The 6,221-nt window shown below is 71.0% G+C and carries 3 protein-coding genes, 1 other RNA gene and 2 pseudogenes; 3 read left to right on the top strand and 3 right to left on the bottom strand.

What is annotated here, in order from left to right:
• Nucleotides 1–21: 21 nt before the first annotated feature.
• The 3 genes and pseudogenes from C3488_RS21835 to C3488_RS41715 all read left to right on the top strand — a co-directional run bounded on the left by C3488_RS21835 (nucleotide 22) and on the right by C3488_RS41715 (nucleotide 3,777).
• A complete protein-coding gene (locus C3488_RS21835; RefSeq protein WP_103841894.1) occupies nucleotides 22–1,377 on the top strand; it encodes a glutamine synthetase family protein in 1,356 nt (451 codons plus the stop codon).
• 35 nt (nucleotides 1,378–1,412) lie between these two features.
• Nucleotides 1,413–2,729, top strand: a complete 1,317-nt coding sequence (locus C3488_RS21830) for a cytochrome P450 (RefSeq protein ID WP_103841892.1) — start codon at nucleotides 1,413–1,415, stop codon at nucleotides 2,727–2,729.
• A gap of 353 nt (nucleotides 2,730–3,082) precedes the next feature.
• A pseudogene (locus tag C3488_RS41715) lies at nucleotides 3,083–3,777 on the top strand (LLM class flavin-dependent oxidoreductase).
• 173 nt (nucleotides 3,778–3,950) lie between these two features.
• Here the strand turns inward: C3488_RS41715 and rnpB are convergent.
• From rnpB to C3488_RS21805, 3 genes and pseudogenes are all read right to left on the bottom strand, one after another.
• Nucleotides 3,951–4,358: RNase P RNA component class A (gene rnpB, locus C3488_RS21820), an RNA gene on the bottom strand.
• A 130-nt stretch (nucleotides 4,359–4,488) separates the two neighbouring features.
• Nucleotides 4,489–5,205 (bottom strand): annotated as a pseudogene (locus C3488_RS42650) (DMT family transporter); the annotation flags it as partial.
• Nucleotides 5,206–5,289: 84 nt separating this feature from the next.
• Nucleotides 5,290–6,117, bottom strand: coding sequence for an AraC family transcriptional regulator (locus C3488_RS21805; RefSeq protein WP_103841888.1), 828 nt, complete (start codon nucleotides 6,115–6,117; stop codon nucleotides 5,290–5,292).
• Nucleotides 6,118–6,221: the final 104 nt, after the last annotated feature.

Below are 6,221 nucleotides of genomic sequence, written 5' to 3'. Positions count from 1 at the left end.
CTTCCGCCAAGGAGACACCCGGTGAGCGCATCCGACACCTCAGACATCCGCCGGCACATGGAGCGGCTCGCCGCCGAGGGCGTCGACGTGGTCCGGGTGGTTTACCCCGACCTGATCGGCACGGACCGCGCCCGCGAGGTGCTGCTGGACCATCTGCCGTCGGCCTGCGAGCACGGCCTCGCCTTCTGCCGCGCCGTCTACCACACCACACCGCAGGGCGACGTCGTCGCGGTCGCCGGCGGTCTGGACGCCGGTCTGCCGGACGTGACCGTACGCCCCGACCTGTCCACCCTGGCCGTCCTGCCCTGGGAGCCGGGTGTCGCCGCCTGTCTCGGCGAGGTCACCGACCCGGCGACCTCCGCGCCCGCCCCCGAGTCCCCCCGCGACCTGCTGCGCACCGTCCTGGCCCGCTGCGCCGAGCAGGGCCTGCGCCCCGTCGTCGGCCCCGAGCTGGAGTACTTCCTGCTGGAACCCGCCCCCGGCTCGCCCACCGGCTGGCGCCGCTCACCGGAGACCACCGGCGCCGTCTACACCGCGGGCCTGCGCGCCGACCCCGACAACCACCTGCTGCGCACCCTGCGCGCGCTGCGCGACCTGGGGCTGGGTGTCGTCACCGGCAACCACGAGTTCGACGGCGGCCAGTACGAGATCAACCTGACCCACTCCGCCGCCCTCGACGCCGCCGACCGCGCCTTCCGCTTCAAGGCGGCCGTCAAGGAACTGGCCCGCAAGGAGGGCAACCTCGCCACCTTCATGGCCAAGCCTTTCGGCGACGCGGGCGGCTCCGGCTTCCACCTCCACCTGTCGTGCAACGACGCCGATGGTCAGAACGCCTTCGACGACCCGGCGGGCTCGTACGGCCTGTCCGCCACGGCCCGGCACGCCATCGCGGGCATTCTCGCCCACGCGCCCGCGCTCGCAGCCCTGGCCAACCCGACCGTGAACTCGTACAAGCGCTTCGGCCCGGACACCCTCGCGCCCTGGCTGATCGACTGGGGGCTCGACAACCGCAGCGCCATGGTCCGCATCCCGCCGGAGCGCGGTGGCGGGGCGCGGCTGGAGCTGCGGCTGGGGGACGCAAGCGCCAACCCGTACCTGCTGATCGCCGGCACGATCGCCGCCGCTTCGCTCGGCGTCCAGGCCGGCGAGGAACCGCCCGCCCCGCTGGAGGGCTACGGCTACGACACCTCCCGTGCCGCCCTGCTGCCCCAGAGCCTGTCGGCCGCGCTCGACGCGCTGGAGTCGGACACCGCCCTGACCGACCTGCTCGGCAAGGACTTCACCACGTCCTTCCTCACCTACAAGCGGGACGAGCTCGAACGCTTCGGGCGGCACGTCACCGACTGGGAGTTCACCGAGTACGCCTACCACCTGTAAGCCCGCCCCGAAACCCTCGCCCGAAGGACCGCCACATGACCAGCCCCACCGTTCCCGCCGTCCCCACCACCCGGGCCGAGCTGCGCGCAGCCCTCGACGAGCCCCTGCCGCTCGACCGGGTGGACCTCGCCGACCTCGACAACTTCGCCGACGGCATCACCCCGTGGCGCATGTTCCACACCCTGCGCCACCAGGACCCGGTCCACTGGCAGCCCGAAGAGGCCCCCAACTCCGGCTTCTGGGCGGTCACCAGGCACGCCGACATCGCCACCGTCGACCGCGACCCCGAGACCTTCACCTCCACGAGGTTCGTCAATCTCGAAGAACTCGACGACGACCAGATCAAGAAGCGCGCCTCCATCCTGGAGATGGACGGCGTCCGCCACCGCGCCCTGCGCAGCGTGATCCAGCGGCAGTTCGGCGCGAGCGTCATCAACAGCTACAGCGACTTCCTGCGCGGTCTGACCGCCAAGACGCTGGACGCGGCCCTCGCCAAGGGCACCTTCGACTTCGTCGCCGACGTCTCCGCCGACTTCCCGATCAACGTCCTGGCCCGGCTCCTCGACGTCCCGCCGGAGGACAACCAGCAGCTCATCGACTGGGGCAACCGGATCATCGGCAACACCGACCCCGACTATGCGGATGTCCTGCTGCACAGCGAGGAGAGTGAGAAGTACCGCGACCTGCCCTTCCGCTCCCCCGCCTCGATCGAAGTCTTCGAGTACGGCAGGGAGTTGGCGCGGCAGCGGCGCGGCGGCGACGGTACGGACCTGGTCTCGAAGCTGGTCAACACCACGCCGCGCGACGGCGTCCCGCTCTCGGCCCAGGACTTCGACAACTACTTCCTTCTCCTGGTGGTGGCCGGAAACGAGACCACCCGCCACACCATCTCCCACTCCATGCTGGCCCTCCTCCAGCACCCCGAGCAGCTGGCGAAGCTGAAGGACGACCCGTCCCTGATCCCCACGGCGGTCGAGGAGTTCCTGCGCTGGGCCTCCCCCGTCTACCACTTCCGCCGCACCGCCACCCGCGACGTCGAACTCGGCGGCAAGCACATCAAGGAAGGCGACAAGGTCGTCATGTGGTACGCCTCCGGCAACCGCGACGAGGAGGTCTTCGGCAACCCGTACGACTTCGACGTCACCCGGCAGAACAACGACCACGTCACCTTCGGCAAGGGCAGCCCCCACCTGTGCCTGGGCAACCTGCTCGCCCGCACCGAGATCCGCATCATGTTCGAGGAGCTCATCCCGCGCATCGCCGACATCAAGCTCGCCGGCGACGTCCCCCGCGTCCGCTCCAACTTCGTCAACGGCATCAAGAAGCTGCCGGTCGAGGTCACCCTCGCCTGACCGCCGGCCGCAGCCGTCCAGACGGCTGCGGCCACCCCGGGCGCCCCGGCCAGAACGAGCGGCCGCCCCTCACGTCTGCCCACAAACAGGCCCGCCTTGAGGATCGCCACGATGACCACTCCCCGCATGCAGCTCGTCCTGAGCGAGAACTGGACCATGACCGGAGGCCGCGCGGATCTGCCGACCGTGATCCGCTGGGCCCGCGAGGCCGAGGACGCGGGATTCGACTCCGTCATGATCAGCGAACACATCGTGCTCGGCCCCGACGCCGGAGCAGGCGGCGTGATGGGTAACCCCCGCGACTACGCCTGCCGGGCAACCAGGACCCCCACGCCCCGTGGCCCCACTCGCTCATGCTGCTCAGCGCGATCGCCACTGTCACCGAGCGCCTGCGTCTCGCCGCGTCGGCGGTCATCGCTCCCCTGCGCCGTCCCCTGCTCCTGGCTCGCGAGCTCGGCACCCTCGACCTTCTCTCCGAGGGCGTCTGATCGTGCTGCCCAACGTCGGCTGGAGCCGGGACGAGTACGCGGCACTCGGCGTCCCGTTCTCCCGGCGTGGCAAGCTCCTCGACGAGTACCTGGAGATCTGGGCGAAGTTGTGGGGCCCCTCTCCCGTGTCCCACGAGAGCGAGTACTACACCTTCCAGGACGTCTACTTCGAGCCAAGGCATACCGCCCGGACGGCCCCCGACTGTGCTTCGGCGGCGCGGGCATGCACGACGCGATGGTCCGCAGGATCGTCCGGTACGGCCATGCCTTCCAACCCGCTGGGCAAGGTGAAGTCCGAGCACCTGCAGACGCTGAAGACCGCGATGGCCGCCGCGGGCCGCGACATCGCCGACCTGGAGATGATCGGCAGCACTCGCGCCGTGTTCCCCGACGACAACTCCTGCGCGGACCTCGCCAAGGCCCTCGAACCCATCCCCGAGCAGATGGCCCAAGGATTCACCACCTTCTGCGTCAAGCCCTCGCAGTTCACCGGCGACCCGAACGGGGTGGGCGCGTTCTGCCGCGAGGTGATGCGTCGCGTGGAGTTCCTGACCGCCTGACGGCGGCGACCGCTCTCCCGCATCGCGGCCCGAGCAACCCGCCAGCGACGAACGGCACCGGACCACGGAAGAACGAACCGAACGAGCCAAGGACCACAGCATCACGACTCTCGACGGTCAACCATCCGGCCCGGGCACGGCTCGCTGGGATCTGACCTGTGGGAATAAAGCGGCAGACGAGTCGGGCTGTACGCCGGGTTCTGTCCCGAAGGGCCCTCGCGGCCCCCTCGGTGACGGCCATCCATCTAGGACCGGCGTTGCCGCCGGCCTCGTGCGGTCTACCCGCGGACTCGGGCGGGCCGCCCTCGATCGTCCGCGCAGAGCGCCTTTCACAGCGCTCCTTTTGACCTTGCTCCGGGTGGGGTTTACCTAGCTGCCCAGGTCACCCTGGGCACTGGTGGTCTCTTACACCGCCGTTTCACCCTTACCCGGCGCCTGAGCGCCGGGCGGTCTGTTTTCTGTGGCACTGTCCCGCGGGTCACCCCGGGTGGCCGTTAGCCACCACCCTGCCCTGTGGAGCCCGGACGTTCCTCGGGGAGCACCCCGTCAGGGGGACTCCACGCGGCCGTCCGCCCGGCTCGTCTGCCGTGTGGACCATGGTACCGGGCGCGGCGCCCGCTTCGGCGCCGTGGCCGCGGCCGGGCCCGCCGTCGCGAGCACCGAGCCCGCCAGGATCAGGGTGAAGGCGATCAGGATGCCCGCCGTCAGTCGCTCGTCGAGGAACGCCGCGCCCGCCGCGACCGCGACCGCCGGGTTGACGTACGTGATCACCGTCGCACGGGTCGGGCCCGCCTCCTTGATCAGCTCCAGGAAGGCGACGAAGGCGACCGCCGTGCACAGGACGCCCAGGCCGGCCAGCGCGGCCAGGACCTGGGTGGAGGTGACGGTGGTCGGCCAGGTCGCCGCCGCGGCGGGGGCGTAGACCAGCGTCGAGAGCGTCAGGCAGGGTGCGATGAGCTGGAGCGTGGGGACGTCCTTGAGGTGGCGGGCCGCTATCAGCGGTGCGGTCGCGTAGCCGACGACCGTCAGCAGCACCTCCGCCAGGGAACGCGCGTCGCCGCCGGTCAGGTGGGGGGCCGTGAGGACGCCGACGCCGGCCAGGCCCAGCGCCAGTCCCGTCAGCCGTCGTATGCCCAGGCGCTCCGTGTCGCCGAAGAGCCGGGCCGCGACCACGCCCACGATCGGAACGCCCGCGATCAGCAGGCCCGCCGTGGAGCTGGACAGGTGCCGTTCGGCGTCGGTGAGCGTGAACCAGGGGCCGATGATCTCGATGCACGCGAAGGCCAGCATGGGGCGCCAGTGGGTCCGTACGACCTGGGTCAGGTTCCCTTGGCGTATCGCGAACGGGAGCAGGAGCGCGGCGCCCAGTGCGCAGCGCGTGAACACCACCATGGTGGGGGACACCGCGTCCACCGCCACTTTGATCATCAGGTAGGGGATGCCCCAGATCACTCCCATGAGGGAGAAGAGGAACCAGCCGCGTGCAGTCATGCGGTCAGTGTGGGGCCGCCCTCAGGCTGCGTCTTGAACGCTGTTGCGGTACGCCGCCGGGGTCACCCCGAGCACGCGCCGGAACCAGCGTGTGAGGTGGGCCTGGTCGGCGAAGCCGACGAGAGAGGCCACTTGCGCCGGGCGCAGTCCGCTCTCCAGCAGCCCGCGGGCCCGGGTCACGCGGTACTGGGCGAGCCAGGCGTACGGCGGCATGCCCGTCGTCGTGCGGAAGGCGCGCAGGAGTTGGTAACGGGACATGCCGAGGTCGGCGGCCAGGGCGGCCAGGGAGGGCGGGGTGAGTAGTTCGTCGGCGAGCCGGTCTCGGACGGCGCGGGCGACCGTGGCGGCGCCGGGGATCGTGTCGGGCGTCGGGCGGGCCGTGGAGTGGCGGCGGGCCAGCGCCGTCAGCAGCCACGGGAGGCGGGACTCGGCCTCGAGGGGGTCGGGGCAGGCGCTGAGTTCGGTGTGGGTGACGCACAGGGCGGCGACCAGTTCGGGGTCGTCGAGGAGCGGTTCGCGGAAGTGGGGCGGGCCGCCGAGGATGCCGTCGGAGAGGAGGGCGGGGTCCGCGTACAGGGCGCGGTAGGCGTAGCCGTCGGTGGTGGTGGCGGGAGCGCCGGTGTGGGTCTCGCCGGGGTCGAGGACGACGATGGTGCCGGGGCCGGTGCGGATGTGGCCGCCGCGGTAGTCGATGACCTCGGAGCCGCCGACGCAGACGCCGATGGTGAACTCCTCGTGCGCGTGCGGGGCGTAGCGGTGCTGGTCGAACCGGGCGGTGAGGAGGTCTAGGGGCGGGCCGCCGGCGCCGAGCCGTGCCCTGGTCCACGTGGCCTGTTCCCGTACGCCCATCCCGCACCCCCTGGAGTCCCAAGGGGTGCAACGCCGAGTTGCTCAGAGAAAGTCCTCGGTCTCCAGGCTGAAGGCGAAAGGCTCGGGGAGAGGCAGAGGATCAG

Source organism: Streptomyces sp. Ru72, assembly GCF_002920635.1.
In the GTDB taxonomy this organism is placed as follows: domain Bacteria; phylum Actinomycetota; class Actinomycetes; order Streptomycetales; family Streptomycetaceae; genus Streptomyces.
The sequence above is the reverse complement of the archived record's forward strand: the minus strand, read 5'-3'. Positions and strand labels throughout refer to the sequence as shown.

What these genes read in the sequence shown, in the direction of transcription:
- C3488_RS21830 (WP_103841892.1), top strand. Translation starts at nt 1,413, where the DNA reads ATGACCAGCCCCACCGTTCCCGCCGTCCCCACCACCCGGGCCGAGCTG.
- C3488_RS21805 (WP_103841888.1), bottom strand. Translation starts at nt 6,117, where the DNA reads ATGGGCGTACGGGAACAGGCCACGTGGACCAGGGCACGGCTCGGCGCC.